The organism is Streptomyces sp. MH60 (genome assembly GCF_002939385.1).
Lineage (GTDB): Bacteria > Actinomycetota > Actinomycetes > Streptomycetales > Streptomycetaceae > Streptomyces.
Genome location: NZ_MULI01000009.1, coordinates 128,930 through 155,823, shown reverse-complemented (window position 1 = coordinate 155,823; position 26,894 = coordinate 128,930). Strand labels below are relative to the sequence as shown.

26 protein-coding genes are annotated in these 26,894 nt (G+C 73.3%); 8 read left to right on the top strand and 18 right to left on the bottom strand.

What is annotated here, in order from left to right; genetic code table 11:
- The 4 genes from BZZ08_RS09705 to BZZ08_RS09690 form a co-directional block, all read right to left on the bottom strand.
- On the bottom strand, window positions 1–325 hold a 325-nt coding region (locus BZZ08_RS09705; RefSeq protein ID WP_133169188.1), incomplete at its 3' end, for a 2-oxoglutarate dehydrogenase E1 subunit family protein.
- Between the two features lie 283 nt (window positions 326–608).
- The gene (locus tag BZZ08_RS09700; RefSeq protein WP_104631749.1) at window positions 609–1,733 is read right to left on the bottom strand and encodes a sensor histidine kinase; all 1,125 of its coding nucleotides are present in this window, start codon (window positions 1,731–1,733) and stop codon (window positions 609–611) included.
- The gene (locus BZZ08_RS09695; protein WP_003973686.1) at window positions 1,730–2,464 is read right to left on the bottom strand and encodes a response regulator transcription factor; all 735 of its coding nucleotides are present in this window, start codon (window positions 2,462–2,464) and stop codon (window positions 1,730–1,732) included. Before BZZ08_RS09695 ends, BZZ08_RS09700 begins: the two co-directional genes overlap by 4 nt.
- A gap of 113 nt (window positions 2,465–2,577) precedes the next feature.
- Window positions 2,578–3,276 (bottom strand): spermidine synthase, encoded by a 699-nt coding sequence (locus BZZ08_RS09690; protein ID WP_104631748.1) that lies wholly within the window; start codon window positions 3,274–3,276, stop codon window positions 2,578–2,580.
- A 177-nt stretch (window positions 3,277–3,453) separates the two neighbouring features.
- Between BZZ08_RS09690 and lon the strand changes: the two genes are divergently transcribed.
- The gene (gene lon, locus BZZ08_RS09685; protein ID WP_104631747.1) at window positions 3,454–5,877 is read left to right on the top strand and encodes an endopeptidase La; all 2,424 of its coding nucleotides are present in this window, start codon (window positions 3,454–3,456) and stop codon (window positions 5,875–5,877) included.
- Between the two features lie 76 nt (window positions 5,878–5,953).
- Here the strand turns inward: lon and BZZ08_RS09680 are convergent, their stop codons facing one another.
- Window positions 5,954–6,781 (bottom strand): lysozyme, encoded by an 828-nt coding sequence (locus BZZ08_RS09680; protein ID WP_104631746.1) that lies wholly within the window; start codon window positions 6,779–6,781, stop codon window positions 5,954–5,956.
- A gap of 259 nt (window positions 6,782–7,040) precedes the next feature.
- Here BZZ08_RS09680 and BZZ08_RS09675 point away from each other — a divergent pair, with 259 nt between their 5' ends.
- A complete protein-coding gene (locus BZZ08_RS09675) occupies window positions 7,041–7,535 on the top strand; it encodes a MarR family winged helix-turn-helix transcriptional regulator (protein WP_104631745.1) in 495 nt (164 codons plus the stop codon).
- A gap of 21 nt (window positions 7,536–7,556) precedes the next feature.
- Here the strand turns inward: BZZ08_RS09675 and BZZ08_RS09670 are convergent, their stop codons facing one another.
- Window positions 7,557–8,348: a protein phosphatase 2C domain-containing protein gene (locus BZZ08_RS09670; protein WP_104631744.1), complete on the bottom strand. Its 792-nt coding sequence runs from the start codon at window positions 8,346–8,348 to the stop codon at window positions 7,557–7,559.
- 453 nt (window positions 8,349–8,801) lie between these two features.
- Between BZZ08_RS09670 and BZZ08_RS09665 the strand changes: the two genes are divergently transcribed.
- From BZZ08_RS09665 to BZZ08_RS09645, 5 genes are read left to right on the top strand one after another with little or no spacing between them, the layout of a single operon-like run.
- Window positions 8,802–12,089, top strand: a complete 3,288-nt coding sequence (locus BZZ08_RS09665) for a nitrate- and nitrite sensing domain-containing protein (protein ID WP_241965415.1) — start codon at window positions 8,802–8,804, stop codon at window positions 12,087–12,089.
- Entirely contained in the window at window positions 12,086–12,589 is a 504-nt protein-coding gene (locus BZZ08_RS09660) for a roadblock/LC7 domain-containing protein (RefSeq protein WP_198601379.1), read from the top strand. Before BZZ08_RS09665 ends, BZZ08_RS09660 begins: the two co-directional genes overlap by 4 nt.
- Window positions 12,586–13,029 carry a DUF742 domain-containing protein gene (locus BZZ08_RS09655; RefSeq protein WP_104631742.1) on the top strand — a complete coding sequence of 148 codons (444 nt, stop codon included), beginning with the start codon at window positions 12,586–12,588 and terminating at the stop codon, window positions 13,027–13,029. The genes BZZ08_RS09660 and BZZ08_RS09655 overlap by 4 nt, the downstream gene beginning before the upstream one ends.
- Window positions 13,010–13,651 (top strand): GTP-binding protein, encoded by a 642-nt coding sequence (locus BZZ08_RS09650; RefSeq protein ID WP_003973677.1) that lies wholly within the window; start codon window positions 13,010–13,012, stop codon window positions 13,649–13,651. The genes BZZ08_RS09655 and BZZ08_RS09650 overlap by 20 nt, the downstream gene beginning before the upstream one ends.
- Before the next feature lie 30 nt (window positions 13,652–13,681).
- Complete coding sequence (locus BZZ08_RS09645) at window positions 13,682–14,944, top strand: styrene monooxygenase/indole monooxygenase family protein (protein WP_104631741.1); 1,263 nt, start codon at window positions 13,682–13,684, stop codon at window positions 14,942–14,944.
- Window positions 14,945–15,017: 73 nt separating this feature from the next.
- Here the strand turns inward: BZZ08_RS09645 and BZZ08_RS09640 are convergent, their stop codons facing one another.
- From BZZ08_RS09640 to BZZ08_RS09590, 11 genes are all read right to left on the bottom strand, one after another.
- The gene (locus BZZ08_RS09640) at window positions 15,018–16,169 is read right to left on the bottom strand and encodes a C40 family peptidase (RefSeq protein WP_104631740.1); all 1,152 of its coding nucleotides are present in this window, start codon (window positions 16,167–16,169) and stop codon (window positions 15,018–15,020) included.
- 103 nt (window positions 16,170–16,272) lie between these two features.
- Window positions 16,273–16,596 (bottom strand): hypothetical protein, encoded by a 324-nt coding sequence (locus BZZ08_RS09635; RefSeq protein ID WP_104631739.1) that lies wholly within the window; start codon window positions 16,594–16,596, stop codon window positions 16,273–16,275.
- A 49-nt stretch (window positions 16,597–16,645) separates the two neighbouring features.
- Complete coding sequence (locus tag BZZ08_RS09630; protein WP_104631738.1) at window positions 16,646–17,299, bottom strand: TetR/AcrR family transcriptional regulator; 654 nt, start codon at window positions 17,297–17,299, stop codon at window positions 16,646–16,648.
- A 62-nt stretch (window positions 17,300–17,361) separates the two neighbouring features.
- Complete coding sequence (locus tag BZZ08_RS09625) at window positions 17,362–18,300, bottom strand: AurF N-oxygenase family protein (protein WP_104631737.1); 939 nt, start codon at window positions 18,298–18,300, stop codon at window positions 17,362–17,364.
- A 147-nt stretch (window positions 18,301–18,447) separates the two neighbouring features.
- Window positions 18,448–18,954, bottom strand: coding sequence for a DUF3291 domain-containing protein (locus BZZ08_RS09620; protein WP_104631736.1), 507 nt, complete (start codon window positions 18,952–18,954; stop codon window positions 18,448–18,450).
- A gap of 45 nt (window positions 18,955–18,999) precedes the next feature.
- Entirely contained in the window at window positions 19,000–20,457 is a 1,458-nt protein-coding gene (locus BZZ08_RS09615; protein ID WP_104631735.1) for a penicillin-binding transpeptidase domain-containing protein, read from the bottom strand.
- Entirely contained in the window at window positions 20,454–21,815 is a 1,362-nt protein-coding gene (locus BZZ08_RS09610) for an FtsW/RodA/SpoVE family cell cycle protein (protein ID WP_198601378.1), read from the bottom strand. Before BZZ08_RS09610 ends, BZZ08_RS09615 begins: the two co-directional genes overlap by 4 nt.
- A gap of 43 nt (window positions 21,816–21,858) precedes the next feature.
- Window positions 21,859–22,314, bottom strand: coding sequence for an SH3 domain-containing protein (locus tag BZZ08_RS09605; RefSeq protein ID WP_104631734.1), 456 nt, complete (start codon window positions 22,312–22,314; stop codon window positions 21,859–21,861).
- Between the two features lie 107 nt (window positions 22,315–22,421).
- Entirely contained in the window at window positions 22,422–23,666 is a 1,245-nt protein-coding gene (locus BZZ08_RS09600; protein ID WP_104631733.1) for an ATP-binding protein, read from the bottom strand.
- Window positions 23,663–24,445 carry a hypothetical protein gene (locus BZZ08_RS09595; protein WP_104631732.1) on the bottom strand — a complete coding sequence of 261 codons (783 nt, stop codon included), beginning with the start codon at window positions 24,443–24,445 and terminating at the stop codon, window positions 23,663–23,665. Before BZZ08_RS09595 ends, BZZ08_RS09600 begins: the two co-directional genes overlap by 4 nt.
- Window positions 24,446–24,571: 126 nt before the next feature.
- On the bottom strand, window positions 24,572–25,078 hold the full coding sequence (locus BZZ08_RS09590; RefSeq protein ID WP_241965414.1) for a protein-tyrosine phosphatase family protein: 507 nt from the start codon (window positions 25,076–25,078) through the stop codon (window positions 24,572–24,574).
- A 106-nt stretch (window positions 25,079–25,184) separates the two neighbouring features.
- On the opposite strand from BZZ08_RS09590, the gene BZZ08_RS09585 reads away from it, so the two are divergent.
- Window positions 25,185–25,988, top strand: a complete 804-nt coding sequence (locus BZZ08_RS09585) for a nuclease-related domain-containing protein (protein WP_104631730.1) — start codon at window positions 25,185–25,187, stop codon at window positions 25,986–25,988.
- A gap of 8 nt (window positions 25,989–25,996) precedes the next feature.
- Here the strand turns inward: BZZ08_RS09585 and ligD are convergent, their stop codons facing one another.
- Window positions 25,997–26,878, bottom strand: a complete 882-nt coding sequence (ligD, locus tag BZZ08_RS09580) for a non-homologous end-joining DNA ligase (RefSeq protein WP_104631729.1) — start codon at window positions 26,876–26,878, stop codon at window positions 25,997–25,999.
- Window positions 26,879–26,894: the final 16 nt, after the last annotated feature.

The following is a 26,894-nucleotide window of genomic DNA, read 5'->3' as shown; positions in this document are numbered from 1 at the left end:
CGGGCTGCGCGGGAGCGGGCGCCGCCGCCTTCGGCTGGGCCGGGGCGGGGGCCTGCGCCTGCGGGGCGGGGGCTGCCGGTGGCGTGCTGCCGGTGTCCGTGGTCACGGCGCCGGACGCGGGCTGCGCCGCCGCTCCGGGCTTGTAGTCGGCGAAGAAGTCCCACCAGGCTCGGTCCACGGAGTTCGGATCCTGGAGGTACTGCTGATAGATCTCGTCGACGAGCCACTCATTGGCACCGAACGCGGCCGCGGGATTCTTTCCCGCGGTGCCCGCTTGGTCGGTGTCGGTCGAGATGCTCGAGTTACTGGGGGACTGTGGCGACACGGCGAGAACCGCCCTCTTCCGCTTCTTCACAAGATGGTGGACAGCGGGAATCAAGGCTACGCCTACCGACCCCGGAAGGTCAGACCGGGCCCGTTCATCGTCGCGTAAGTCACATCGCAGACCGCGTTTCGGCGCGGGAAATGGCGGGAAACAAGCGAGGTTCCGCTGTGTGAGGGATCGGGCGACCGGGACCCGGCGCCCCGAAAGGGCGGGTCCGTGCCTGATCACACGTGTCCGCCAGCGCGGATGCAGTGGATCTTGCCGCTCCGCTCCGAACCCTACGTCAACCGGACGTCGACGGCAGGCCCGGAAGAGTGATGAGGATCCGGCAGCCCCGCTCGGATTCGGCCACGCCGATCCGGCCGCCGTGCAGATCCACCGCCCAGCGCGCGATGGCGAGGCCCAGACCGGTGCCGCCGTCGCTGCCCGGACCGTGCGGCCGGGACACCGAACCCCGGTTGAACCGCTCGAACACCCGGCGCCACTCCGAGCGCGGGATACCGGGCCCCTCGTCGAGCACCTCCAGCTCCAGGGACTCGGGCAGCTCCCCGCGCCGCGCCCTGACCGTCACCCGGCCGTGCGGCGGGCTGTGCTTGACGGCGTTGTCGATGAGGTTGGCGACGACCTGGTGGATGCGCTCGGGGTCGGCGTGCGCGGTCAGCTCCGGCGGGAAGACGTCCAGGGCCAGGTGCACGTCGGTGCGGGTGTGGCTGCCGGAACCGGAGGCGATGCCCGCGCGGGCGGAGGCGACCATGTTGGCCTCCTTCAGCACGCCCGACAGGTACGGCCACACCTCGAAGCGCCGCTTGCGCAGCGGTATGACGCCGTTGTCCAGGCGGGAGAGGTCCAGCAGCGTCTCCACCAGCCGGCCGAGCCGCTCGGTCTGGCCGAGGGCCGTGCGCATGGTCTCCGGGTCGGCCTCGGTGACGCCGTCGACGATGTTCTCCAGCACCGCGCGCAGCCCCGCGATCGGGGTGCGCAGCTCGTGCGAGACGTTCGCCACCAGCTCCTTGCGCTGGAGATCCTGCGCCTCCAGGTCGTCGGCCATGCGGTTGATGGTGACGGCCAGGTCGCCCAGCTCGTCGCGGCGGTTCTCGCGCACCCGGCGGGTGTAGTCGCCGTGCGAGATGGACCGGGCCACCGCGTTCATCTCGTCCAGCGGCGCGGTCAGCGAGTGCGCCACGAACTGTGTGATCAGCAGCGTGGCGATCATCGAGAACACCGTGATGAAGCGCAGCTCCGTCTTGGTGTGCACCGCGATCACCGACAGGCCGGTGGTGATCAGTACCGACGTGACGACGAGCGCGCCCAGCTTGGTCTTGATCGAGAACGGGCGTACGCCGCCCCAGGGGTCCCCGGGGTGCCGGGAGCCGGGGCTCCTCCGTGCGGCTTCCCGTCCTCGGCTCATGGCGTCGGCGTCTCCAGCGCGTAGCCCACGCCGTGCACGGTGCGGATGCGCTCGGCGCCGATCTTCCGGCGCAGCGCCTTGATGTGGCTGTCCACGGTCCGGGTGCCGGAGGCGTCCGCCCAGTCCCACACCTCGGCGAGCAGCTGCTCGCGGGAGAGCACCGCGCGCGGGGTGTTCGCCAGGCAGACCAGCAGGTCGAACTCGGTCGGCGTGAGGTGGACGTCCTCACTGCGCACCCGCACCCGGCGCTGCGCGTGGTCGATCTCCAGTTCGCCCAGGCGCAGGATGCCGCTGCGTGGCGTCGAGGCGGCCACCACGGCCCGCTCCACCCGCCGCAGCAGCACGTGCACGCGGGCGGCCAGCTCGCGCATCGAGAACGGCTTGGTCATGTAGTCGTCGGCGCCCACGCCGAGGCCGACCAGCATGTCCGTCTCGTCGTCGCGCGCGGTGAGCATCAGCACCGGCACCGGCCGCTGGGCCTGCACGCGCCGGCAGACCTCCAGGCCGTCGAAGCCGGGCAGCATGATGTCGAGGATCAGCAGGTCGGGCTGCCATGCCTCGGCCGTGTCGACGGCGGACGGACCGTCGCCCGCCGTTTGCACCAGGAATCCCTCGGCGCGCAGGCGGGTCGCGATGGCGTCCACGATCGTCTGATCGTCCTCGACCACCAGCACCCGACGCTGGGCGCCCTGGGTGGCCGTGCCGTTGTGGGAGGTCTGTGTCTGCTCCATCGCCCGCCCCTGAGGTGTGCTTTCCGGAATCCGTGGGGTGATCCCATGACTGCGCTTGACGCTTGAATGATCCGCGTCAGGGCAGCAGCGTACGGGGAGTCACCGCGCCTTTGCTATCCAGGCCCGACGCCGATGTGCACGACGTCCGGAACGCCCCGGGCAACGGGGATCTCTTCGGTACGCACCTGTTGGAAACCGGCATTACGCAAGGTTTCTTCGAAATCCGGAGAGGGCTGCGCGGACCATACGGCGAGCACCCCGCCGGGCCTCAACAGGCGTGCGCAGCCCGCCAGTCCGGCCGGCGCGTACAGCCCGTCGTTGCCCTCGGTGACGGTCCAGCCGGGGCCGTTGTCGATGTCCAGGCACAGGGCGTCGTACGTGTCGGATGTCTCATCGACGTACGCGACCAGGTCCGCCTCGACGATCTCCGCGCGGGGGTCGGCCAGCGCGTCGGCGGAGAGTGCGGCCAGCGGTCCGGTGCGGTGCCAGTCGATGATGGCGCCCTCGCGTTCGACGACCGCGATCCGGCCCCAGCGGGGGTCGGCGGCCGCGTGGACGAGGGAGAAGCCGACGCCGAGTCCGCCGATGAGCAGGTGCGGTGCGCTCCGCCCGCCGGAGGCGGCCAGCGCGTCGGCCGCCGCGTCGACCAGGCGCCGCTCCGAACGCCCGTCGGAGGTGTCCATCAGGAAGCAGCCGTTCGCGATGATCTGGAGCAGCGTCCCGTGCCGGCGCAGGACCACCTCGCCGTACGGGCCCTCGCGGCGGTCCAGCACCTCGGGGGCCTCGGGGGAGTCGTGGGTAGTGAGGGGCATCGGCCCATCCTGGCACCCGCCGGCGGAGGAATGCCGACCGGTTCGACGGTGCTGTCCCCGGAGGCGGGACGTACCCCCGGGAGTTTGATCGCTGAGAGCGAACATCCCTCGGGGAACAATCAGGGGCTCTCTTTCATTGAGTCGATGTAACTCAACTTGACTGCCGAAGGGGAGATCATGGCTGCTGAGTCCGCCGCCTTCACACCGCTCACCCTGCCCGTGCTGCCGCTCGACGACGAAGTGGTCCTGCCCGGAATGGTCGTCCCCCTGGACCTGAGCGACGCCGAGGTACGGGCCGCGGTGGAGGCCGCCCAGGCCGCCGCCAGGTCCGAGCCCGGCAAGCCCCGGGTCCTCCTCGTCCCGCGCATCGACGGCACCCACGCCGCCACCGGCGTGCTCGGCACGGTCGAGCAGGTCGGCCGCCTGGCCGACGGCGACCCCGGCGCCCTGATCCGTGGCCGGGGCCGGGTACGCATCGGCGCCGGCACCACCGGCCCCGGCGCCGCGCTCTGGGTCGAGGGCACCCGGGTCGACGAGACCGTTCCCGATCCGCTGCCCGGCCAGGTCGCCGAGCTGGTGAAGGAGTACAAGGCACTCGCCACCGCGTGGCTGCGCAAGCGCGGCGCCTGGCAGGTCGTCGACCGGGTCCAGGCCATCGACGACGTGTCCGCGCTCGCCGACAACTCCGGTTACTCGCCGTTCCTGACCACCGAGCAGAAGGTCGAGCTGCTGGAGACCACCGACCCGGTGGCCCGCCTGAAGCTCGCCACGCAGCAGCTGCGCGACCACCTCGCCGAGCAGGACGTCGCCGAGACCATCGCCAAGGACGTCCAGGAGGGCGTCGACAAGCAGCAGCGCGAGTTCCTGCTGCGGCGCCAGCTCGAAGCCGTCCGCAAGGAGCTGCGCGAGATCAACGGCGAACAGGAGGGCGAGGAGTCCGACGACTACCGCGCCCGCGTGGAGGCCGCCGACCTGCCCGAGAAGGTCCGCGAGGCCGCGCTCAAGGAGGTCGACAAGCTGGAGCGGTCCTCCGACCAGTCGCCCGAGGGCTCCTGGATCCGCACCTGGCTCGACACGGTCCTGGAGATGCCGTGGAACGAGCGCACCGAGGACGCCTACGACATCCGGGGCGCCCAGGCCGTGCTCGACGCCGAGCACGCGGGCCTGGAGGACGTGAAGGAGCGCATCACCGAGTACCTGGCCGTGCGCAAGCGGCGCGGCGACCGCGGCCTCGGCGTGGTCGGCGGCCGGCGCGGCGGTGCCGTACTGGCCCTGGTCGGCCCGCCCGGCGTCGGCAAGACCAGCCTCGGCGAGTCCGTCGCCCACGCGATGGGCCGCAAGTTCGTCCGCGTCGCCCTCGGCGGCGTCCGCGACGAGGCCGAGATCCGCGGCCACCGGCGTACGTACGTCGGCGCGCTGCCCGGCCGGATCGTGCGGGCGATCAAGGAGGCGGGGTCGATGAACCCGGTCGTCCTGCTCGACGAGATCGACAAGGTGGGCTCCGACTTCCGGGGCGACCCGGCCGCCGCCCTGCTGGAGGTGCTGGACCCGGCCCAGAACCACACCTTCCGGGACCACTACCTGGAGGTCGAGCTGGACCTGTCCGACGTGGTCTTCCTCGCCACCGCCAACGTCCTGGAGGCCATCCCGGAGGCCCTGCTGGACCGTATGGAGCTGGTCCGCCTCGACGGCTACACCGAGGACGAGAAGGTCGTCATCGCCCGTGACCACCTGCTCCCGCGCCAGCTGGAGCGGGCCGGACTGGGCGCCGACGAGGTCACCGTCGACGAGGGCGCGCTGCGCAAGCTGGCGGGCGAGTACACCCGCGAGGCGGGCGTGCGCACCCTGGAGCGGTCCATCGCGCGGCTGCTGCGCAAGGTGGCGGCCCAGCACGAACTGGGCCGGCGCGAGCTGCCGTTCACCGTCACCGACGGCGACCTGCGCGAGCTGATCGGCCGGCCGCACCACGTGCCCGAGTCCGCCCAGGACCCGGCCGAGCGGCGCACCGCGGTGCCCGGTGTGGCCACCGGCCTGGCGGTCACCGGCGCGGGCGGCGACGTCCTGTACGTCGAGGCGTCGCTGGCCGACCCGGAGACGGGCGCGGCGGGGCTGACCCTGACCGGTCAGCTGGGCGACGTGATGAAGGAGTCGGCGCAGATCGCGCTGAGCTTCCTGCGCAGCCACGGCGCCGAGCTGGAACTGCCGGTGGGCGACCTCAAGGACCGGGGAGCGCACATCCACTTCCCGGCGGGCGCGGTCCCCAAGGACGGCCCGAGCGCCGGCGTCACCATGACCACGGCCCTCGCCTCGCTGCTCTCGGGCCGGCTGGTCCGCACCGACGTGGCGATGACCGGCGAGGTCTCGCTGACCGGGCGCGTGCTGCCGATCGGCGGGGTTAAGCAGAAGCTGCTCGCCGCGCACCGGGCGGGGATCACCACGGTGATCATCCCCAAGCGCAACGAGCCCGACCTGGACGACGTCCCGGCGGAGGTGCTGGACAAGCTCGACGTCCACGCCGTCACGGACGTTCGCCAGGTCCTGGATCTGGCGCTCGCACCGGCGTCCAACGGTGCGGAGCGTGAGGTTCCGGTCGCGGCGTGACGGACGCGCACCGGATGGGCGAGGGCCCGGGTCCCGTGAGGGGGCCCGGGCCCTCGCCCGGTGCCGGTGGGGCCCGTCAGCCGTTGGCGAGGGCCTGGACGCGGTCCAGCGCCCCGTTGAACTGGTTGTGGTCGCCGACCGTCGGACCGGACGACGTGTACTGCCACATCGTGTAGTAGCCCCAGCCGGCCGGAAGGGTGCCCACCGTCGAGGCGTACCGGGCGATCCACAGCGGGTTGTACGCGGCGAAACCGCCGTAGTTGCCGGTGCACTGGGTCCACCAGCTGGTGGCCGTGTAGATGACGGCGTCCCGGCCGGTGCGGGCCTTGTAGGTGTTCAGGAAGTCGCGGATCCAGGAGACCATCGCGCTCTGCGACTTGCCGTAGCAGGCGGCGCCGTACGGGTTCCACTCGATGTCGAGCGCGCCCGGGAGCGTCCTGCCGTCCCTGGACCAGCCGCCGCCGTGGTCGGCGAAGTAGTTGGCCTGGGTGGCACCGCTCGTCGTGTCCGGGGTGGCGAAGTGGTACGCGCCCCGGATCATGCCGACGTTGTAGGAGCCGTTGTACTGCTGGGCGAAGTAGGGGTTGGTGTAGTAGGTCCCCTCGGTGGCCTTGGCGTAGGCCCACCTGACGCCGCTGTTCCACAGGGTCGACCAGGCGACGTTGCCCTGGTGGCTGGAGACGTCGACGCCCTCCGTCTGGGCGGCGCGGCCCGGGACGGGGGTGCCGTGTTCGCCGTCGTGGGCCGCGACGCCCATGCCCATGCGGGCCGAGCCGCGCGGCGGGACGTCCGCGGACGACGAGGCGTCGGCGGGAAGGGTGAACACGAGGGAGAACGCGGCGAGCAGGATCCCGGTGACGGCGAACCGCCGTCCGCGGGCCGATCCGGATCTGTGCACGAGCATGACGTGCCTCCGCTGGCTCGGTGGTGCCCGGTGGGGGATGCGCGAGTGGGGAGACCCCCTGGATGGCCCTGAATGGCGTGCGCATGCCATCCGGAGGTCCGGCGAAAACTCTACGCACGTAGAAACGACGGGTGGAAGAGGGACCGGGAACCGCCGTTGGTCTAAGCCTGCGAAATACTTGGCGAGCTGCGGCGATGGCGGCCCGTGGCGGAAACTTTCAGGACCGGGAAAACCGGAAAGCAGCGAGGCAGGGGCTGACGTGCACGAAGACGGGAACGGCGGCGGTCGCGGAGGCGAAGCCCGCCTGTCCGGCGGTGGTGTGAACAAACCCGAGTTCCTCGCCCTGGAACGGGAGTTGACCGTCCTGCTGCGGCGGGCACGGGCCAACCAGGGGGAGATGGCCCGGGAGGTCCATCCCGACCTGGAGTCGTCCGCGTACGGCCTGCTCGTCCGGCTCGGCGAGTGCGGCGGCCAGCGCGCCACCGACCTCGCCGCTTTCATCGGCGTCGGCAAGGCGACGATGTCCCGCCAGCTGCGCGCCCTGGAGGAACTCGGACTCGTCGCCCGCGAGCCGGACCCCGCGGACGGCCGGGCCTGGCTGGTCACCCTGACCCCGGAGGGCCAGGAACGCGTCGGCCGGGTCCGGGAGGCCCGCCGCGCCCGGTACGCCCGCCGGCTCGCCGACTGGGACCCGCGCGAGGTGACGGTCCTGGCCCGGCTGCTGCACGAACTCAACCGGGGGTTGGAGAAGTAGTACCGGCGCCGCCCGTCCGTCTCACAACTCGGCGTAGACCACCGTCGCGTCGTCGTGCGTCTTGCTGCGCCCGAGGAACGCCCGGTCCCCCGCGGCGTCCGCGCGCTCCAGCTCCCGCACCCGGTCCACCAGTGCCTGTGCGCCCTGCTTGCGCACCAGCGCCAGGCAGCCCGCCCAGTCGCCCTCCCCGAACCTCTCCACCCACCGCGCGGCCCCGTCCGTCAGCGCCGCCAGCGTCCGCACCGCCTCACGCGGCAGCACCCCCGTCACGGCGCGCGCCGCCACCTCCGGGTCGGCCGCGGCCGTGAAGAAGCCGCCCTCCTTGTTGCGCAGTTCGGCGTCGACCACCGCGTCGCTCACGAGTGCCGAGCGGGGCAGCCGGGACAGCCGGTCGTCCAGGACGGCGGTGAGGGTGCCGTCCGGGGCCTCGACCAGCAGGGCCGAATCGGACAGGACCAGGTACTCGACCGCGGCCGGGGACCAGCGGGCGAGAACCACGGTTGCCTGCGGTGTGCGCGGGTGAGAAAGGTCACAGGTTTCCGCGTGCGCCGCCGCGGTACGAGCGAGGGCGCGGGACAGGACGTCGGCGAGGGGAAGATCCGGGAGTGAAACGGTCAGTTCGGTCAGCGCCCCACCCAGGCGCGCCGTGAACCACGGCACGGAATGCAGACAGCCCGTCGCGGTCCGTGGCGGCGTCACGCCGTCCAGTACGACGAGTGAGCCGCCCTGTCCCGAGGCCGGTAGCGCGACGCTCGCGAAGTCCTCGTTGGGCTGGTCGGCGAGGCCTGGTTCCGAGACGAGTTCCGTACGCATCCGGCCAGTCTGCACGACCCCTTCACGGTGTTCGCACAAGGCTGGCATCTTCCTCGGAATCTCCCGGAATCGAAGCACCGACGCAGGTCAGGCGCCGGATTTGGGGTGGAATTCCAGCCTCCGGCGGCGCGTGGCGGCACATAGTGCCACCGCCCGTCCCAGACGTCCAACCGGCTCGCCGGACACCCGTGCGGCACGAGCCAGGGGAACTTGCTCCTCAACTCCCCTCCGGGGTTCACTCCTTCGGGTGGCGGGTCGGATGATGCGCGCTCACCGCCCACCGGCACTGGGAGGGTCGGGAACCGGTGGGGGGCCTGCCCCGCTCACGCGGTCTCCCCGCCCGACGCGCTGCCGGCGGCGGGGGAACAGCCCAGCGCCCGGCGGAGGGTGCACGCGCCCCCGACCGGCCAGTTGACGGAGCGCCACCCGGACCCCCGGGTACACGAGTCAGGAATGCGAGCACCGGTGCAGAAGACGCGGCCTCGTCGCACAGGCAAGCAGACGGCCCCCGTGGGGAGCGCGGAGCGCGCCCCCGGCACCTCCACCCCTCCGCAGCCGCCGGAGGCCCCCGTCGGCAAGGGCCGTCCCACCCATGTACGCAACCGCCTCATCGTCGCGGTGGCGGTCGTGGCAGCCGCCGTCGCCGGAGCCGGAGCCCCGTCGGTCGTGGCCGCCTCCGGGCAACTGCACGACACCCAGGAACTGGTGACGCTCGCCGAGCAGACCCAGGGCGCGCTGACCCTCGCCCACTCCCTCGCCGACGAGCGCGACGAGGTCACCCCGTACATCGCGGCCGGCCGCCCCAAGTCCAAGGCGCCCTCCGAGCAGCGCAGCGCCCGCGTCGACCGCCAGGTGGAGGAGCTGCGCGCCGACCCCGACACGCCCGCCTCCCTGCGCGAGGACCTCGACACCGTCGCCGCGCTGCGCCGCGCCGCCCTCACCGGCAAGAGCACCGCGCTTCAGGCCCACGAGGCGTACTCGGAGGCGATCACCGAACTCCACGCCCTCGCCGAGAAGCTGGGCGAGGAGATGCCGCCCCGCGCGGGCTCCGGCGCGTACGCCCTCGCCGAACTGGACACCGCCGTCCAGCAGGCCGCCGCCACCCGCGGGCTGCTGCTGGCGGCCCTGAACGTGCCGAGCACCACCGAGACCGTCATCGACCCGGTCACCGGACTGCCGACCGAGACGACCAGCACCTCGGACGCCGACACCGAGCAGCGCGACGCCCTCGCCGCCGCCGCGCAGCAGGCCCGGGTGCGCTCCGACGCGGCCCTCGCCGACTTCCGCGAAGGCGCCCCCAAGGAGGCGCGGAACAGCTTCGACGCCACCGTCGCCGGGCCCGAGGTCAACTCGGCCGAGAAGTACCTCGCCGGCCTCACCGACCAGCCGACGCTCTCCGACGGCGACCTGCGCACCAGCACCAAGCGGCTGGACGCCGCGCTCTCCGCCCGCGTCGACGCGATGCGCGGCGCCGAGTCCGCCCTGTACGAGAAGCGCGTCCAGGCCCTGGAGCAGCTGCGCGACGACGACGTGACCGCGCTGGAGATCCGGATCGCCGTCCTCGGCGCGCTGATCCTGCTCGCCGTCGGCATCGCCACCGCCCTGGCCCGCACCCTCACCCGTCCGCTGTCGGTGCTGCGCCGCGGCTCGGCCCGGCTGGCCGAGGCGGAGGACCCGACGGCTCAGGAGCCGGTCGCCTTCACCGGCCGCAACGACGAGTTCGCGCAGGTGGTGCGCTCCGTCAACGCCCTGCACACGCAGGCCGCCACGCTCGCCGGGCGGGTCGCCACGCTGGAGTCCGACCGCAAGCACCTGGTCGGCCAGCGGCAGAAGATGGCCGACGCCCGGGAGGAGCTGCGCGCCGAACTCGCCGAGTCCGCCGCCCAGCTGGAGGTGGTGCGCAAGAGCATCGGCTCCACCTTCGTCAACCTCGCGCTGCGCACCCTCGGCCTGGTCGAGCGGCAACTGGCCGTCATCGAGAGCCTGGAGGAGCGCGAGCAGGACCCGGACCGCCTCGCCACCCTGTTCAAGCTCGACCACTTCGCCACGGTCATGCGCCGGCACAGCGAGAACCTCCTCGTCCTCGCCGGTACCGAGCACGTCCAGCACAGCGCCTCCCCGGTGCCGCTGGTCGACGTGGTCCGGGCCGCGGTCAGCGAGATCGAGCGGTACGAGCGGGTGCGCATCGCCGCGCTGCCGCCGCACGCGCACGTGGCCGGATTCGCCGCCGACGACCTCTCCCACCTGCTGGCCGAGCTGATGGAGAACGCCACCTCCTTCTCGCCGCCCGACCTGCCCGTCGAGGTCTCCGGCTGGCTCCTGGAGAACGGCGAGGTGATGCTCTCCGTCCAGGACGAGGGCATCGGCATGGCCACCGAACGCCTCCAGCGGCTCAACGCCCGCCTCACCGACTTCGACCCGGACGCGCCGTACGACCAGGAGGGCGAGGACGGTCTCGGGCTCGGCCTCTACGTCGTCGCCCGGCTCGCCCACCGGCACGGGGCGCGGGTACGGCTGCGGGAGCAGAAGCAGGGCGGTGTCGCGGCCGTCGTCGTCCTCCCGAGCCCCCTGCTCGCGGCGGCCCCTCCGGCCGCGCTGGCCCCGACCGTGCCGGTGTCCGACGGCACCGGCTCCTTCTCCCTGCCCGGCGCCGACGCGGAGGCCAACTCCAACGTCCTGCACGGCCGCGCGGAGAAGGGCACGCAGGAGAGCACCGACCCCCTGGTGGCCTCGGCGGAACGAGCCGTACGCCGAGCCGAGTCCGAGACGGCCTCCGGGACCGAGGTGGCCTCCGGAGCCGGGGTGGCCTCCGGAGCCGGGGTGGCCTCCGGGTCCGAGGCGAGCTTCGAGTCCGACACGGGTCCCGGGTCCGACACGGGCTCCGGGGCCGACCCGGATTCCCGGTCCGAGGCAGGTTCCGGGCCCGTGACGGGCGCCGGGGCCGAGGCGGGCTCCGAGTCCGTCGCGGCCGGTGAGGTGGAGCGCACGGAGCCGGTCGCCGCCCCCGCCTCCACCCCGGCCTCCGTGACGCCCCCGGCGCCCGGGACCACCCGGGACTCCGCGCCGGACGCCGTCCCGGCCCCCGGCACCGCCCCGGAGCGGTCGTCGCGGGCGGCTGCCGACCAGGCACCGGACACGGGCGCGGACACCGGCACCCACCCGGACCCGCGCTCCGGCGGGAACACCGCGGCGGATCAGGAGCCCGGAGCGGAGACGTCGTCCCGCGAGGTGGCGAAGGCCCCCGGCCACGACCTCCCCGACGACGCCACGATGGCGCTCCTGCTGCCCCCGGTGCCCCCGGACCCGTCGTCCGAGGCCCCGGCACCGGAACAGCCCGCGCCGGAGCCCGACGCCCCCCGCATTCCCGGCCCCCGTGCGGCCGGCCCCTACGCCATCGGCCCCGACTCCCACGACCGCACCCCGGACGAGGGCGCCGGACGGGCCGGGGACGCCGACCGCGCCGAGGGTTCCGAGCCCGCCGAGCCCGTCACCGAGAAGGGGCTGCCCAAGCGGACCCCGAAGCTCACCACGCCCGCGGCGGCCCCACGGCCGCGCACGTCGGGTTCCGTCGACGCCGACGCGCTCCGCCGCCGCCTGGGCGGATTCCGCCGGGGGGCGGAGGCGGGCCGCCGCGACGTCGAGACGGAGATCGCGGACCGCACCGGGCCGCACCAGGCGCCGGTCGACGCGGACACAACCGAAGAAGCCACGGGGGGCACCGTCGAGGAGGCAAGCAGTTGACCGCGCCCAGTACCTTCGGACTGAGCAGTGAAGCCCGCAATCTCCACTGGCTGCTGACCAACCTCGTGGAGGAGGTGCCCGGCATCCAGTCGGTCGCCGTGGTCTCCTCCGACGGGCTCCTGCTCCTGTCCTCCGATCCCGGCCGCAACGAGGAGGCCCGGCAGGTCCGCGAGACGCCCCGGGCGGGCCCGCGCGGCTCCGCCGCCGACCTCGCCACCGTCGTCTCCGGCGTGGGCAGCCTGACCATCGGCGCCGCCCGGCTGATGGACTTCGGCGCCGTGAAGCACACGATGGTCGCCATGGACGAGGGCAGCCTGTTCGTGATGTCGATCAGCGACGGCTCCCTGCTCGGCGTGCACGGCTCCGCGGACTGCGACATGAGCGTCGTGGCGTACCACATGGCGCTCTTCGTCGGCCGCGCCGGCCACGTCCTGACCCCCGAACTCCGCACCGAGCTGCGGAAATCCCTGGAGTCCGAGTCGACGGGGAGCGCCCGATGAGCAGCAGTCCCACCAAGAACGGCCGGGGGCACCTCCCCGTGCGCGGGGCCGACCGCAAACCCGCCCGGGTGCGCCCCTACTCGCTCACCGGCGGCCGGACCCGCTTCGGCCACGTCCTGCTCGTCGAGACGTTCGTCGGCGCCACGGCCGGCACCGCCGCGCTCGAAGCCGCCGAGGAGCGCAAGGAACTGACGAACGGCGGCCTCACCTCCCGCGTGATGCCGGAGATGCGGGCCATCGTCGAACTGTGCCGCCGGATGCGTACGGTGGCCGAGATCGCCGCGCTGCTGAAGATGCCGCTCGGCGTGGTCCGCGTGCTCCTCAGCGACCTGGCGGACCAGGGAAAGATCCGTGTGTACGGCACCGGGACCGGCCACGGCACGGGCCGTCCGGACCGCGCTCTGCTCGAAAGGGTGCTCAGTGGACTCCGTCGTCTCTGACGCCGCCGCGTTCGGCGTCCCCCCGCTCGTCGACACCGACGGGCCCGTCCAGCCCTGGCAGACGGATCCCACCCGCGCGCCGGTCGCCACGAAGATCGTCGTCGCGGGAGGCTTCGGTGTCGGCAAGACCACACTGGTCACCGCCGTCTCGGAGATCACGCCCCTGCAGACCGAGGCGCTGATGACCGAGGCGAGTGAGGAGACCGACGACCTCACCGCCACCCCGGGCAAGCTCACCACCACCGTGGCCATGGACTTCGGCCGCATCACGCTCGACGACGACCTGGTGCTCTACCTGTTCGGCACCCCGGGCCAGCAGCGCTTCTGGTTCATGTGGGACGACCTGGTGCGCGGCGCGATCGGTGCCGTGGTGCTGGCCGACACCCGGCGCCTGAAGGACTGCTGGCCCGCGCTGGACTACTTCGAGAGCTGCGGACTGCCGTACGTCGTCGCGGTCAACCACTTCGACGGCAGCGAGCTGTTCGAGGCGGAGGACGTGCGGGAGGCGTTGACGATCCCGGCGCACATACCTGTAATGATCATGGATGCGCGCCGTCGGATCTCGGCCATCGAGACCCTCTTGTCCCTCGTGGGCCACGCGCTCGACGAAACACCCGAGTAGACGAACCCCGAGTAGGAGACGGAAAACCGCATGCGGAAGATACTCGTCGTCGGAGCCGGCCAGTCCGGTCTCCAGCTCGCCCTCGGCCTGCAGTCGCACGGCTACGAGGTCACCCTGATGTCCAACCGGACCGCGGACGAGATCCGCACCGGCCGGGTCATGTCGACGCAGTGCATGTTCCACACGGCACTCCAGCACGAGCGCGATCTCCAGCTGAACTTCTGGGAGTCCCAGGCCCCGAAGATCGAGGGACTAGGCGTCTCGGTGGCGGCCCCCGGCTCCTTCGACCCGGGCCCCTCGCAGCGCGCGATCGACTGGCTGGGGCACCTGGACGGCTTCGCGCAGTCGGTCGACCAGCGGGTGAAGATGGCGGGCTGGATGGAGACCTTCGCCCAGCGCGGCGGCCAGCTGGTCATCCACGGCGCGGCCGTCGGCGACCTGGACTACTTCTCCCGCGCCTACGACCTCGTCCTGGTCTCGGCGGGCAAGGGCGAGCTGGTCCAGATGTTCGGCCGCGACGCGGAGAGGTCGCCGTACAGCGAGCCGCAGCGCGCCCTCGCCGTCGCCTACGTCCACGGGATGGGCCCGCGTCCCGAGCACCCGGACACGGAGGCCGTGCGCTGCAACCTGGTGCCGGGCGTCGGCGAGCTGTTCGTCATGCCGACGTTCACCACCTCGGGCCGCGCCGACATCCTCTTCTGGGAGGGCATACCCGGCGGCCCGCTCGACGCCTTCAAGGACGTCAAGGACCCGGCGGAGCACCTCTCCCTGACCCTGGAACTCATGGAGAAGTTCCTGCCCTGGGAGTACGCGCGGGCCACCAAGGTCGAACTGACCGACGCCGGCGGCACCCTGGCCGGCCGCTACGCCCCGACCGTCCGCAACCCGATCGGCCGCCTCCCCGGCGGCGGTCTCGTCCTCGGCGTGGCCGACGTGGTGGTCGCCAACGACCCGATCACCGGCCAGGGCTCCAACTCCGCGTCCAAGTGCGCCGCCTCCTACCTCGCCTCCATCCTGGAGCAGGGGGAGAAGGAGTTCGACGAGGCCTGGATGCAGCAGACCTTCGACCGCTACTGGCAGACGGCCCAGCACGTCACCAAGTGGACCAACGCCATGCTGGCCCCGCCGCCGGAGCACGTCCTGAACCTGATCGGCGCCGCCGGCCAGCTCCAGCCGGTCGCCGACCGCTTCGCCAACGGCTTCAACGACCCGGCCGACTTCGAGCACTTCTTCTACGACCCGGCGAAGACCGAGGGCTACCTGATGGAGGTCTCGGGCGCGGCCGGCGCGTGAGCCTCCGGCGGTCGGGCGGGAGAACCCGCCGGCGGACACGCGTCGCGGCCGCCGGACGCTCCTGTCCCGGAACTCACCGGGCGGCGGGCCCCGCCTCCGCGTATCCCTCGTCCGACCCGTCCGCCGCCCCCGCGGGGAGCCTCGGCGGGGTGTAGCTCCGTACGGGCTCCCCGCGGGGGTCGGGGCGTACGGCGCCCAGGACCGGGTTGGCGGCGATCGGCGACACCTTGACGTCGGCGCCGGGGCGCGGTGCCTGGACCACCAGACCGTCGCCGAGGTACATCGCCACGTGGGTGGCCTCGGGGAAGTACACGACCAGGTCACCGGGGCGCAGCTGGTCCAGCGGCACGTGGTCGAGGCGCGCCCACTGCTCCTGGCTGGTCCGCGGGATCGGCGTCCCGGCCCGCTCCCAGGCCACCGAGGTCAGTCCGGAGCAGTCGTACGACGCCGGGCCCTCGGCGCCCCACTCGTACGGCTTGCCGAGCTGCTCCACCGCGAAGCGCACCGCCCGGTCGCCCTCGGCGGACGGCCTGGCGTCGTCGCCGAGCGAGCCGGACGCCAGGAACCGCTCCTGCTCCGCGTCGACCCCGTTCTTCTCCAGCTCCGCCAGCGCGGCCAGTTGCTCGGGGGTGAGGGAGGCGAGCATCTCCTCGACGGCGCGCAGGCGCTCGCGCACGGCGTCCCGCTCCTTCTCCTGGCGTGCGGCGAGGGCCACCTGCGCGTCCAGGGCCGCACGGGCCCGCCCGGCCAGCTCGTCGGCCTTCTTCGTGTCGCCGGTGAGCCGCCCCACCGTCTCGGCCCGCTCCTTGGACAGCCGGCCGATCACATGCCCCTGGTCAAGGGCGTGCTGCGGGTCGCGGGCCAGCAGCAGCCGTAGATAGGGAGAGAGGTTGCTGCTGCTCTGGTACTGCTGCCGGGCCAGCCGTCCGGCCGCGCCGCGGCTGTCCCGCAGCGACAGCCGGGTCCGGGTCAGCTCGGCGTTCAGCCGCAGCACCTGGGCGCGCTGCTTCTTCAGTCGCTCCTCGGTGCCGTTGTAGGTCTCGGTGGCCTTCTCCGCCTCGCGGTACAGCCGCTGAAGGTCCGTCAGCAGACCGGCCACGGTGCGGTCGCCGGCCGCCCCCTCGGCCGGGCCGGGTCCGGGTTCGGCCGCGGCGGGCACGGGTGCCAGGACGATCCCGGTCGCCACCACCGCCGTACCCACCAGACGCAGGAGCCTTCCTGACACGCCATCACCTCCGCTGCGGGGCGGCGGGTCCGCTCCGCACGGTGAGCATGTGGCGGGACGGCGGGCTTCGCGCGCCGAGTGTGCGCGGATCGGCGCAAGGGGGTCACCCGTCCGCGTCGTCCGGCTTGCCGCGCGGCGTGGCGTCTGGATCGGTGGCTGCCGGACGGTCCGGTTTCGACCACGGCCACTTCCGGCCGGAGCCCTGCTTGCCCGAGGGGTCGTAGGCGTACTTCCACCGGGCGAACCGCAGCCCGCCCCGCGAGTGGCGGGGCACGCGCCGGTACACCAGCACGGTGGGCGGGCCGCCGTCCGGGTCCGGGACGGGGATGCGGTACGTCTTCGGCGGGTGCCCGGTCATCCCGACCAGGACGGGCAGTACGCGTCCGTCCATGGGGCCGCCCTCGAAGGGGGTGTCTTCGCTCTTCACGGCACCAGTGTCGGTGATCGGCGCACCGGTGCCGGAGGCCGGCGCACGGTCAGAGGTCCGCCGCCAGCGCCTCGACCAGCGTCGCGGTCTGCGGGTCGCGGCGGGCGGTGACCGTCAGCACCGCGAGGAACTGCTCCACCAGCCAGTCCCGCAGCTCGTCCACGGGCGGCTGCTTGTCCTCGTCCAGCCAGATCAGCGAGGCCGCCTCCACCGCCGTGATCCACATTCGGACGGTCATCCGCAGCCGGGGGCCGGGCCCGGTGACGTCCAGGTGGCGCATGATGTGGTCGGCCGCGGCCCGGCGCACACCGTCCACGATGCCCGAGGTCTGCGAGGTCTCGACCACGCTGCCGCCGCGCAGCAGGGCGCTGAAGCCGGTGTCGTGCTGGTCGACGAAGGTGAGGTAGCGGTCCAGGGCGCGGGAGAGCCGGGCCAGCAGCGGACCCTCGCGGGGCTCGTCGAAGCAGAGCCGCAGCTCGTCGGCGGCGGACCTGAGCGCGGCCTCGTACAGCTGCTGCTTGCCGCCGGGGAAGTAGCGGTAGACCAGCGGCCGCGAGACCCCGGCCTGCTCGGCCACGTCGTCCAGGGAGACCTCCTCCGGCGGCCGGTGCGCGAAGAGGGCGAGCGCCGCCTCCAGCAACTGGACGCGGCGCTCCTCGACGCTGAGTCGGCGGTAGGCGGGGGTGGGGGCCTGCGGGGTCATGAGCCGCAGCGTAACCCGGACGAACCGGGGCCCACCCACGTCGGCGGACCGGACCGGCCGGACTACGCCAGCAGTCCCGACGACCGCCACAGCTTCCGGCCGGCACCGCGCAGTACGCCGATGTCGTCCAGGAAGTCGGTGAGGCGCTTCGCGCCGGTCTGCATGATCTCCCTGCGGTGGCCGCTGGCCTGGACCTGGGCCAGGGCCTCCCGCTTGTCCAGGCCGACGTTCGGGTAGACCTCGGGGTTGATGAAGGCCTTGGAGAAGACGCGTGCGAACTCCCCGGAGGTGACCCGGGTGAACTCCTGCGACCACTTCGGGGCCGTCACCATCTGCCGGCGCAGCTCCTCACGGGCGTAGCGCACGTGCCGGGCCTCCTCCACGACGTGGATGCGCGTGACGCCCCGGATCAGCGGCTGGACCCGCTCGTCCGGGAAGGTCAGCCGCTGCATCCAGTCCAGGACCTCCTCACCGAGCAGCGTGGCGGTGAAGGAGCCGGGCGTGGTGGAGATCGTCTTGAACAGGCGCCCCAGGTGCTGGTGGGCCGGGCTCACCGGGTACCACGGGGTCTCGCCGCGGGATATCAGCCGGGCGAACATCTTCGAGTGCCGGCACTCGTCCTCGATCTCGGTGAGCGCGTAGCGCACGTGGGCGCTCGTCGCGGCCTTGTCGTAGACGTGCCGGACCAGGAGCTGCATAAGGATCAGCTCGAACCAGATGCCGAGCGAGGCGAGCGCGGCGGCCTCGTGCTGGGAGAGGGCGATGCGCTGCTCCTCGCTCATCCGCCGCCACATCGGCGTGTCGTACAGCGACACCAGCTCCGGCGGCCAGAACCACTTGCCGTCCTCGAACGGCGCGTCCCAGTCCAGCTCCTTGTCGGGGTCGAAGGAGTGCTTGGCGGACGAGTCGAGCAGCCGTTCGGCCACCTGCTCCCGGTCCTTGAGCAGGCCGAGCGCGTCGCGCAGGCCCTCGAGCGCGTCGGCTTCCGTCAGGGTCGTCATGGCTGTGTCCCACCTCGTCGAACAGATCGTGTTACCCGCGGTCACTCCAGCTTGCTCCGTCTTATGAGACTGCGTGTCAGCAAGCTCGTCAATCCCCTGCGCGGAAGTTGTTGACCGCGAGTAAAGAAGTGAGGCGTGTTCAGGTTCCTACACCGAGCAGCCCAGCCCCTCCGGCACCTCGCCGGGCACCGGCACCGACGTCCCGGCGGGGTAGGACGTCCGCAGGGTGAAGGCGTACGGCGTCGGTCCGTGGGTGCGCAGGTGGAGCAGCCGGGACTCCGCCTCCGCGACCGTGGGGCGGTGGCCCGCCGGCACCCACCACAGGGTCGTGACGGCCTCCGCCAGCCGCTCGAACCACTCGCGTCGCCGCGCCAGCATCTCCCGGTGCCGTCCCTGGTACATGAACGCCGTCAGGGCGTCGGCGTCCCGCCAGACCGTCAGGTTGACGATCAGCCAGGAGTCCCCGAAAACGGGGATGTCGGTCGCGTCCCCGCCCTCGCTCTGGAGCCGCCACACGAATCCGTCCGCCGCGTCGGCGGACGCGTTCACCGGATCGAGGGCGTCCGCGAAATCCTTCAACTGCGGTGAGTCCAGAGGGGCCTTGAGGCGGGCGATGTTGACCTGGGCGAGTTCGTACACGGCGTCGTCAGTCATGGACCGAACGTTAGGTCGGTCGCATCGGGAGGCGGTACCCCCGTCTCATCCAGCGAGCACCGCCTCCATCACCCCCCGGGCGACCGGCGCCGCCAGGCCGCCTCCGCTGACGGTCCCGCGGTCCGCCGCCGAGCCCTCGACCACCACCGCGACCGCGACCTTCGGCTCCACGTCCCCGTCGCCCCGCGCCCAGGAGATGAACCACGCGTACGGCGTGCCCGAGTTGCCGGCCCCGTGCTGGGCCGTGCCGGTCTTGCCGCCGACCGTGGCGCCCGGGATCGCCGCCTTCGCGCCGGTGCCCTGGTCCACCACCCCGGTCATCAGCTCCTTGAGCAGCGCCGCCGTCGAGGGGCGCATCACCTCCCGGGAGGGACGCGACCCGGCCGCCGCCACCAGGCTGCCGCCCGCCCGCAGCGTCCGTTCCACCAGGTACGGCGAGCGCACCTGGCCGCCGCCCGCCACCGCGGCCGCCACCATCGCCATCTGCAGCGGCGTCGCCCGCGTGTTGTACTGGCCGATCGACGACAGACCGAGCTGCGCCCGGTCCACCGAGGTGTCGAAGGTGCTCCGTGCGACGGGGAAGGGAATCCGCAGTCCGCCGTCGTTGAAGCCGAAGGCGTCCGCCATCGCCGTCATGCCGGACACGCCCACGTCCACGCCGAGCTTGGCGAACACCGTGTTGCAGGACCACTCGAACGCCTCCCGCAGCGAGGCGTCGCGGCACCCGTCGGCCTCGTTGGTGAGCTTCGTCCGCGTCCCGGGCAGGGTGTACGGATCGGGGGAGCGGGTCGGCGCGTCCAGGTCGCGGACCACGCCCGCGTCCAGCGCCGCCGCCGCGGTGACCACCTTGAACGTCGAACCCGGCGGATAGGTCCGGCTCACCGCCCGGTTGAGCATCGGCTTGTCCGGGTCGTCGTTCAGCCGGTGCCAGGTCCGGGTGGCGGCCGTGCTGTTGCCGGACAGCGACTGGGGGTCGTAGGAGGGCGTGGAGACCAGGGCCAGGATGCGGCCGGTGGCCGGCTCGATCGCGGCCACCGCCCCCTTGCGCCCGCCGAGCCCTTCGAACGCGGCCCGCTGCGCGGCCCCGTCGATCGTCGTCACCACGTCGCCGCCGGGGTTGTGGGCACCCGTGACGTCGTTCCACAGCGGCAGCGGCGCGAGCATCGGGTCGGCGCCGGACAGCAGTCCGTCCTCGGCGTGTTCGAGCAGCGTCGTGCCGTACGCCTGCGAGGCGAAGCCGGTGATCGGCGCGTACATCGGCCCGTTCGCGTAGGTCCGCTCGAAGCGCAGGTGCTCGCCGGTGTCCCGGGAGCCGGTGACCGCCTCGCCGCCGACCAGGATGTCGCCGCGCGGCTGCTGGTAGCGGGCGATGTCGGGGCGGCGGTTGGCCGGGTTGCCGTCGTACTCCGGCTTCTGGACGATCTGCACCCGGGCCGCGTTGACCACCAGGGCGACCAGCAGCAGGGCGCAGAAGACGGCCGCGTGCCGGATGTTCCGGGTCACGAGGGCGTCCCGCGCCGGGCCGCGTGGCTGACCCGGATCAGCAGCGCCACGATCGCCCAGTTGGTGACGACCGAGGACCCGCCCTGCGCCAGGAACGGCATCGCCATGCCGGTCAGCGGGATCAGTCCGGTCACCCCGCCCGCGATGACGAACACCTGGAGGGCCACGATCGAGGAGAGGCCGACCGCGAGCAGCCGGCCGAACGGGTCGCGGGCGGCCAGGCCCGCCCGGTAGCCCCGCTCCACCAGCAGCCCGTACAGCAGGAAGACGGCGGTCAGGCCGAGGAAGCCCAGCTCCTCCCCGGCCGTCGCCAGGATGAAGTCCGACTTGACGGCGAAGCCGATCAGGACCGAGTGGCCGAGGCCGAGACCGGTGCCCGTCACCCCGCCCGCCGCGAAGGCGAAGAGGGACTGGGCCAGCTGGTTCGGGCCGTCACCCGCCTCGATGGACGCGAACGGGTGCAGCCAGTCCTCCACCCTGCCGTGCACGTGCGGCTCCAGCCAGCCCACGGCCACCGCGCCCAGCGAGGCCAGCAGCAGGCCGACGGCGATCCAGCCGGTGCGGCCGGTGGCGACGTACAGCAGGACCACGAACAGGCCGAAGAACAGCAGCGAGGTGCCGAGGTCCCGCTCCAGGACCAGGACGCCGACGCTGACCAGCCACACCGCGAGGATCGGGCCGAGCACCCGGCCGGTGGGCAGTTGCAGCCGCCACACCCGGCGGCCCGCGTACGCCAGCGCGCTGCGGTTGGCGGCCAGGTAGGCGGCGAAGAACACCGCGAGCAGCACCTTCGCGAACTCGCCGGGCTGGATGGAGAAGTCCTCGATCCGGATCCAGATACGGGCGCCGTTCACCGCCGGGAAGAAGATCGGCACGGTGAGCAGGGCGAGCGCCGCGGCGACGCACACGTAGGCGTAGCGCTGCAGGACCCGGTGGTCGCGCAGGAGCAGGACGACCACGATGAACGCCCCGACGCCCAGCGTCGACCACACCAGCTGGGCCGGGGCCGCCCGGTCGCCCGGCGTCTCCAGGTCGAGCCGGTAGATCAGCACCAGGCCGAGGCCGTTGAGCAGCACCCCGATGGGCAGCAGCAGCGGGTCGGCGTACGGGGCGCGCAGCCGCACCGCCAGGTGGGCGAGGAGCGCGAGCACACCGAGCCCGGCGCCGTAACCGGCGGCGTCGGGCGGAAGGGCGTCGTGCTGGGCGAGGCCGACGTTGCAGTAGCCGAAGACCGACAGCAGGACGGCCATCACGATGAGCGCGAGTTCGATGCCCCGGCGCCGGGGGAGCCGGGCGACGGGAGCGGGGGTGTCCGCCTGTGCCACGGTGATCCCGGTTCCGGTTCCGGCCTTGGTCATGTCCGGAACTTACCCAAATGGTGGGGTGTGCGCGGCGTTCGGCTCAGCACCAGCGCGGCGCGGGGCCGATGTTGTCGATGTAACGGGCCGCACCCCAGGCCCAGGTGCCGTCCGTGAGGAGGTACCAGAGGGGGTTGCCCTGCACCCGGTCGCCGGGCGTCTTGCAGTAGATGGAGACGACCTCGCCCCGGCGGGCGTACCGGATGACGTCCGAACCGCGGGTCGGCGAGGTGCGCAGGGCGAGCCGATGGGCCGTCACGACGCCCCGGTAGCGGCCCTGCTCCTGGCGGCCGTCGCTGCCGCCCCGCTCGTCGCCGCCGTTCCCGCCGCGGGTTCCGCCGTCGTTGACGGCGGACGTGGAGCCGGTCTCCCCGCTCCGCCCGTCGTTCGCGACGGCGGGCGTGACGGCGACGGCGGTGGCGAGCGCGCCGGCCGCGAGGACGGTGGCGAGGCCGCGGACCAGGGGCGAACGCGAGGCCGGTGCGGACAGTGGCGACATGGGAGTACCTCCCGGGAGCGAACGGGTCTTCAGGTGACTAACCGCCACATTAGGAGCGCCCCGTGCCCGCCGCCCGCCGCACTGGGCCATCGGGGAAGGTGCCGTGGTCAGGGCTGCTGAGGCAGTGTCAGCCGCGCCAGCGCCCCGCCGTCCGGCGGGTTGGTGAACTCCAGCCGCGCCCCGAGCACCTCGGCCTGCCCCAGCGCGATCGTCAGCCCCAGACCGTGCCCCTTCGTCCCGCCCTCGGTGCGAAAACGCTGCGGCCCGTGCGCCAGGAGGTACTCCGGATAGCCGTCCCCGTGGTCCCGTACGGTGATCACCGCACCGTCCACGGTCAGCACCACCGGCGCCCGCCCGTGCCGGTGCGCGTTCGCGACCAGATTGCCCAGCACCCGCTCCAGGCGCCGCCGGTCGGTCTCCACCCACGCGTCCCGTACGACGTCCACGCGCGTGCCGGTGCCCGAGCCCCGCACCACCCGCCGCGCCAGCGCGCTCAGCTCCTCCGGCTCCGTCGCGGGCTGCTCCCGTCCGCTCTCCAGCCGGGAGATCTCCAGCAGGTCCTCGGTGAGGGTGCGCAGCGCCGCCACCCGGTCCCGCACCAGTTCGGTGGGGCGGCTCGGCGGCAGCAGCTCGGCCGCCGCGTGCAGGCCGGTGAGCGGGGTGCGCAGCTCGTGCGCCACGTCCGCGGTGAAGCGCTGCTCGGCGAGCAGCTTGCCCTGCAGCGACGACGCCATGGAGTCCAGCGCGGCGGCGACCGACGCCACCTCGTCCTGCGGGCGGGTCGGATCCTGGGCGCGCGGATCACCGACCCGCGCGTCGAGGTCGCCGGCGCTGATCCGCCGCGCCACCCGCGCCGTGGCGTGCAGCCGCCGCGTCACCCGCGTCACCGCGAACGCGCCGACCAGCAGCGTCGCCCCGATCGCCAGGGCCGAGGACCACACGATCGCGCGGTCCAGGCCGTCGATGGTGGCCTGGCCCTGGGAGTGGTCGACCCGCACCGCCAGCACCCGGCCGCCGTCGGCGGGACCCGCCGCCCACATCGTGGGGCGCCCCGCGTACTCGGCGACCATCGTGCCGCGCCGCCCCGACACGGCCAGCTCACGCAGCCGCCGCGGCAGCCCCGGCGGATCGACGCCGGCCCCGCGCCGCAGCGGGTCCCCCGCCTCGTAGGACTCCGTGGCGTCCCGCAGCCGGGACAGGGCGACGTCACGCGCCTGGCCGACGGTCTGGTCGGTCACCGAGACGTGCACCAGGACGCCGAGCAGCGCGGCGAGCCCGCAGCACATCACGGTGATGAAGACGGCCGCCTTCACCGCGAGCGGACCGGCCCACCGGAAGAGCGCGAGCCTCACCGGGCGCTCGCTGAGGACGACGCGGCGGGTGAGGGCGAGGGTGAGGCGGACGGCGAGGCGGACGGCCGCTTCGTGTGCCGTCCCCCGTCGTCGGTGCGCAGCATCTCGTCGCTGGTCAGCAGCATGGCCCGCTGGTCCGCGTCCCAGGTCCACTGCAGGCGGTACTCGTACCCGGCGACCTCCGAGGGCGAGCGGACGATCACCGTCCGCCCGGCCAGCTCGACCGCGCTCACGGCGTCCTCGTAGGACATGACCCGCACGAGCCGGTCCTTCTCGACGGTGTACACGCGCACCGCGGTCAGCTTGTCCGGCAGCAGCCGGAAACCCAGCGTCATCTCGGGCCGCCCGTCACCGGTCAGGTCCCGGTAGTACGGCCGCAGCACCGGGCAGCCGCCCGCACCGGCGCCGTCCGTGCCGCAGTCCGCCATCCGCACCGACGTCTCGTGGTACCGCGCCTTCGCGCCCGCGTAGTCGTCCGGGTGGGCGGCGATCTCGGCCCGCACCGCGGCCACCGGGTCCGCCCTGCGGATGTCGCCGCCGGGCACCGCGACGCCCTTCACCGGCGCGTGCTCCACCTCGCCGATGTCGTACGCCGGACTGGACGCCGGGGTCAGGCCGGGCCAGAGCCGGGCCGGATCGCGCGCGGCGGCCGTCGCCCCGGCGTCCGCCAGCCCGCCGGTGTCCCCGCAGGCCGCCAGCGCGCCGGTCGCCGCGGCCGCCAGGAGCAGCGCGAGGGCGGCGGGGACGCGGGCGGGGTGCCCGCGGCGGCTCGGGAGCACTGCACTCCTGGGGTTCGGTGATCGGCGTCGGCGGTCCCGCACGGCCGCGGGCGGCACCGCGGACGCCGCGGCACCGTACGCATCGCCGTACGGAAGGCCATTTTGCGTGCGCACGGGCCCGCCGGGCTACTCGGCCAGTTCCTCCAGCAGCCGCACGGTGGCCAGACCGGCCCGGAGATAGGCCACGAACAGGTCGTTGTGCAGCGCCCACGGCGAGCGCCGGGCCCGGATCAGCCGGATCGCCTCCTCGGCGCTGCCGCCCCGGCGCATCAGCGCGTGCGCCACGACGAGACCGGAGCGGTTGTACCCGTGATAGCAGCGGACGAGGACCCTGCGGCCTTCGTCCAGCGCCTCGCCCGCGGCCTGGGCCAGCCGGATCACCCCGGCGAGCTGCGTGCCGTCCAGGGGGCCGTCCGGGATCGGCCAGACATGGTGCTCGACACCCTCGTCCGGCCCGTGCCCGGGCAGCCGCAGCAGCGTCTGCACGAGGTCGAACTCGTCCCGCACCACGGCGAACTCCAGCCGTCCGCCGGGCCGCCGGAACTCGTGCCCGCCCATCCACAGCCCCGGCACGATCTCGTCCCACGGCCGGTCCGGGGCCGGCACGTCGGGGCCTTTCCCACGGGTACGCACAGGCGCCTCCCCAGTCCCGCCCAGGGCCTGCCCAACTCCTCCCAAAGGTAACCGGGTTCTTGCCCCGGCAGCACCCCTCCTGGTCCCATGGACGGGGGGTGATGGCATGGACGGACTGCGCGTCGTGCCGACCCGGCGCCACGGCCGGGAACGGCTCTACGTCTGCCTTCCGGACGGCGGGAACGTCGCCTGGTACGACCGTGAGGCGGCCCGCGTCAACCTGCTGAGCGACGACCGCAGGAACGAGGTCCTCCAGGCCCTCGGCCCCTTCGTCACCGGCCCGGTCACGGTCGGCCCGCCCCCGGTGCCGACCCCCGCCGAGCTGGCCCGGCTCACCCTCCACCCGGACGACGACCTCGCCCCCAACCGGCCCGGCGAGGCCCTCCTGATCGCCCTGGAGCGCGAGCCCGCACCGGCGCACCGGCTGCGCCCCGACCCGCGCCGCCGGGAGCTGGCCGCCGAGCAGGCGACGGGGGCGGCCCTCGACCGTCTCGACGGCGCCGGCTGGCACACCCTGCACTCCCTCCCGCTGCCCGGCGGCGACCGCGTCCACCACCTGCTGATCGGGCCCGGCGGGCTCTTCGCCCTCCACGTGCTGCCCGCCCGCGGACAGCGGGTGCGGGTCGCCGACCCGCTGGTGGCGCTGGGCCGCCGCGCACCCCGCCCCCTGCTGCGCCGGGTCCGCGCGGACGCCGACCGGGCCTCCCACGCCCTGACGGCGGAGGTCCGTCCCGTCCTCGTCCTCGTCGGGCCGGCGCAGGTCTCCGTCACCGCTCCGCCCCGCACGGTGCGCGTCCTCACGGACCGGGAGCTGCCGGACCTGGGCCGCACGGGCGGGGTGCTGAAACCGGCGGACGTGGAGGCCCTGCACGCCATGGCCCGGGACCGGGCCACCTGGAAGCGCCTCTGAGGTCCGGCTCAGGGCAGCGTCGCCGCCCGCCGCCGCTCGAACAGCGGCGCCAGCAGGTCGCCGTGGCCCCGCACCCGGGGCCCGATGTCCGGCGCCAGGAAGACGAACTGCTCCGCCCGCCCGCACCCGGCGACCTCGTCCCACGTCACCGGCGTGGAGACCGCCGGCACGTCGCGGGCGCGCACGGTGTACGGGGCGGCCGTGGTCTTGCGCGCGGCGTTCTGGCTCCAGTCCACGAACACCTTCCCCGGCCGCAGACTGCGCGTCATCCGGTGCACCACCAGCTGCGGCAGCGCCCGCTCCGCCTCCACCGCGAGCGCCTTCGCATAATCCGACACCCGCTCCGAGGGCGCCCCCCGCACCCCCGCCAGCAGATGCAGCCCCTTGGCCCCGGAGGTCTTGGCGTACACCTCGATCCCGTCCGCCGCCAGCCGCTCCCGCAGCCACAGCGCGACCTCGCAGCACTGCACCACCGTCGCGGGCGGCCCCGGGTCCAGGTCGAACACCAGCCGGTCGGCCTCGCCGGGGTCGTCCGCGGTCCACTGGTGGGTGTGGAACTCGGTCACCAGGTTGGCCGCCCACATCAGGCTCGGCAGGTCCTGCACCAGCACCATCCGGGCCGGACCCTCCGAGCGGGGCACCTCGGCCGTGGTGACCCAGTCGGGGGTACCGGGCGGCACGTTCTTGGTGAAGAACACCTGGCCGTCCGGACCGTCCGGATACCGCAGGAAGGAGACCGGGCGGTCCCGCAGGTGCGGCAGCAGCACCTGGGCGGTCGTGGCGTAGTAGTGCAGCAGCTCGCCCTTGGTGAGGCCGGTCGCGGGATACAGCACCTTGTCCAGGTTGCTGAGGGCCACCCGTCGCCCCTCCACTTCCGTCATCGGCGCCATACCATGAGAATCTCAT

Excerpts from the sequence above, each read along its gene's own strand:
- BZZ08_RS09670 (WP_104631744.1), bottom strand. The coding sequence starts at position 8,348 with ATGCGTACGGAACTCGTCTCGGAACCAGGCCTCGCCGACCAGCCCAAC.
- BZZ08_RS09610 (WP_198601378.1), bottom strand. The coding sequence starts at position 21,815 with ATGACCAAGGCCGGAACCGGAACCGGGATCACCGTGGCACAGGCGGAC.
- BZZ08_RS09700 (WP_104631749.1), bottom strand. The coding sequence starts at position 1,733 with ATGAGCCGAGGACGGGAAGCCGCACGGAGGAGCCCCGGCTCCCGGCAC.
- BZZ08_RS09665 (WP_241965415.1), top strand. The coding sequence starts at position 8,802 with ATGCGAGCACCGGTGCAGAAGACGCGGCCTCGTCGCACAGGCAAGCAG.
- BZZ08_RS09645 (WP_104631741.1), top strand. The coding sequence starts at position 13,682 with ATGCGGAAGATACTCGTCGTCGGAGCCGGCCAGTCCGGTCTCCAGCTC.
- BZZ08_RS09655 (WP_104631742.1), top strand. The coding sequence starts at position 12,586 with ATGAGCAGCAGTCCCACCAAGAACGGCCGGGGGCACCTCCCCGTGCGC.
- BZZ08_RS09680 (WP_104631746.1), bottom strand. The coding sequence starts at position 6,781 with ATGCTCGTGCACAGATCCGGATCGGCCCGCGGACGGCGGTTCGCCGTC.
- ligD (WP_104631729.1), bottom strand. The coding sequence starts at position 26,878 with ATGGCGCCGATGACGGAAGTGGAGGGGCGACGGGTGGCCCTCAGCAAC.
- BZZ08_RS09695 (WP_003973686.1), bottom strand. The coding sequence starts at position 2,464 with ATGGAGCAGACACAGACCTCCCACAACGGCACGGCCACCCAGGGCGCC.
- BZZ08_RS09585 (WP_104631730.1), top strand. The coding sequence starts at position 25,185 with ATGGACGGACTGCGCGTCGTGCCGACCCGGCGCCACGGCCGGGAACGG.
- lon (WP_104631747.1), top strand. The coding sequence starts at position 3,454 with ATGGCTGCTGAGTCCGCCGCCTTCACACCGCTCACCCTGCCCGTGCTG.
- BZZ08_RS09625 (WP_104631737.1), bottom strand. The coding sequence starts at position 18,300 with ATGACGACCCTGACGGAAGCCGACGCGCTCGAGGGCCTGCGCGACGCG.
- BZZ08_RS09605 (WP_104631734.1), bottom strand. The coding sequence starts at position 22,314 with ATGTCGCCACTGTCCGCACCGGCCTCGCGTTCGCCCCTGGTCCGCGGC.
- BZZ08_RS09690 (WP_104631748.1), bottom strand. The coding sequence starts at position 3,276 with ATGCCCCTCACTACCCACGACTCCCCCGAGGCCCCCGAGGTGCTGGAC.
- BZZ08_RS09630 (WP_104631738.1), bottom strand. The coding sequence starts at position 17,299 with ATGACCCCGCAGGCCCCCACCCCCGCCTACCGCCGACTCAGCGTCGAG.
- BZZ08_RS09620 (WP_104631736.1), bottom strand. The coding sequence starts at position 18,954 with ATGACTGACGACGCCGTGTACGAACTCGCCCAGGTCAACATCGCCCGC.